Source organism: Polaribacter sp. (assembly GCF_965656025.1).
In the GTDB taxonomy this organism is placed as follows: Bacteria; Bacteroidota; Bacteroidia; order Flavobacteriales; family Flavobacteriaceae; genus Polaribacter.
Map to the genome: position 1 here is coordinate 1 of NZ_CBFHJT010000134.1, position 1,978 is coordinate 1,978.

General features: G+C 31.6%; 2 protein-coding genes. Both read right to left on the minus strand.

Annotated features, from left to right (window positions below; translation table 11 throughout):
- Window positions 1-97: 97 nt before the first annotated feature.
- Window positions 98-1,069 carry a transketolase family protein gene (locus ACTG3S_RS14335; RefSeq protein WP_439130014.1) on the minus strand — a complete coding sequence of 324 codons (972 nt, stop codon included), beginning with the start codon at window positions 1,067-1,069 and terminating at the stop codon, window positions 98-100.
- Window positions 1,070-1,075: 6 nt separating this feature from the next.
- The gene (locus ACTG3S_RS14340) at window positions 1,076-1,900 is read right to left on the minus strand and encodes a transketolase (RefSeq protein WP_439130015.1); all 825 of its coding nucleotides are present in this window, start codon (window positions 1,898-1,900) and stop codon (window positions 1,076-1,078) included.
- Between the last annotated feature and the right edge of the window lie 78 nt (window positions 1,901-1,978).

Here is a 1,978-nt window from a genome sequence, read left to right on the forward strand (position 1 = left end):
AAAAATAATTGCTTTGGTACCACTAGTTCCTTGATCTATAGATAAAATATATGATTTTGACATGAATCCAAAAATTTGTTTTTTTTTGATTGTAAACCTATAAGTTGATTAGATCTAAACACGTTTTATAAATACCATCCTCTGAAATTCCATAATGATTAAAAATTTCTACTTGCGATCCTGTAACAGTATATTCATCTGGAATTCCCATAATTTTAAAAGAATTTTTAAATCCTTTTTGAAATAAATAAGCAGCACAAGCTTCTCCTAAACCACCATAAATCATATGTTCTTCTACAGTAATTATGGGTTTACCATTAGCAGCTAAATCTTCTAATAATTTTACGTCTAAAGGTTTTATAGTGTGCATGCTTACAACAGTTGCTTTTAATCCTTTTTCGTCTTCTAATTTTTTGGCTGCTAACCAAGCAGGATATACAGTTTCCCCACAAGCAATAATGGTTACATCTTTGCCTTCTTTAACAACTCTACCTTTACCAAATTCAAAATTTGTCTCTTTTGTGTTTAAAAAGGGCATCGGTTTTTTGCCATAACGCATATAAATTGGCGTTTTTGTTTTTGCGGCTAATTTTACAGCTTCTGCTGTTTCAAAATTATCTGCTGGTGCAACAATTGTTAAATTATTAATGGCTCTTAATACAGCAAAATCGTGTAAACTATGATGTGTTGTACCCAACGCGCCATAACTTACACCAGAACTAATACCAACTAACGTAACAGGATTGTCTGAGTAGCAAACATCATTTTTAATTTGCTCTAAGGCACGTGCACTTAAAAAACAGGCAGGAGAAATTGCAAATGCTTTTTTTCCTGCGGATGCTAAACCTGCTGCAACACCTACTAAGTTTTGTTCAGCAATACCAACTTCTACAATTTGTTTTGGATATTTTTGTGCAAATGGCACTAATTTTCCAGAACCTCTAGAATCGCTTGTAACTACAATAATGTTTTTATCATTTTCGGCAATAGCTTGTAAAGTTTCAGAAAATATTTCTTGATTAGCTTTACCCATTTCTAAATTTGTCTCTTCAATTTTATCTAACTCCATGGTAATTTAGATTAATGCTTCTGCTTCGTTTAACTCATTCATTGCAATTTCATACTGCTCAGGACTTGGTACTCCATGATGCCATTTAATATTCCCTTCCATATAACTTACACCTTTTCCTTTAATAGTATGCGCAATGATAAAGTTTGGTTTTCCTTTTTCAAATGGGCCATTATTTAAAGCGTCTTCTATTTCTTCAAGATTATGACCATCAACTTCTTTAACTGCCCATCCAAAAGATTCTAACTTTTCTTTTATAGAACCTGTATTCATTACATCTTCATTATTACCCGTTATTTGTTGTTTGTTATAATCTAGAATTGCATATAAGTTGTCTAACTCATAATGTGCAGCTGCTAAAAAAGCTTCCCAATTAGAACCTTCAGGCAATTCACCATCACCAATTAAAGTGAAGATTCTATGCGTTTTATCATCTAATTTAGCAGCAATAGATTCACCAACACAAATCGGTAAACCATGCCCTAAAGCGCCTGTATTTTGTTCTACACCATTTACTTTTTTAGTTGGATGCCCAATATAATGTGATTGATATTTGCAAAGTGTTTCTAAATCTGATTCTGGAAAAAAACCGCTATCTGCTAAAGTAACAAAAAGCGCTTCTACACAATGACCTTTACTTTGGATATACCTATCTCTATCTGGATTTCTAAAATTTGTAGGGTCTACATTTAAAACACGGTTGTATAAAACATTTAAAGTATCTACACAAGATAAACTACCACCTGTATGACCCGCTTTGGCTTTGTAGATATATTTAAGTAAATTTCTTCTAAGAAAAACCGATTTTAATTTTAATTCTTTATTTGTCATATTTATTAATTCACATAAAAGAAATTACTTTTATTAACCTTTATGATTATATAATTCCCATCCCATATAATTTCCAAG

Bases quoted from the DNA above. Each gene is read 5' to 3' on its own strand.
- ACTG3S_RS14335 (WP_439130014.1), bottom strand. From the start codon at position 1,069: ATGGAGTTAGATAAAATTGAAGAGACAAATTTAGAAATGGGTAAAGCT.
- ACTG3S_RS14340 (WP_439130015.1), bottom strand. From the start codon at position 1,900: ATGACAAATAAAGAATTAAAATTAAAATCGGTTTTTCTTAGAAGAAAT.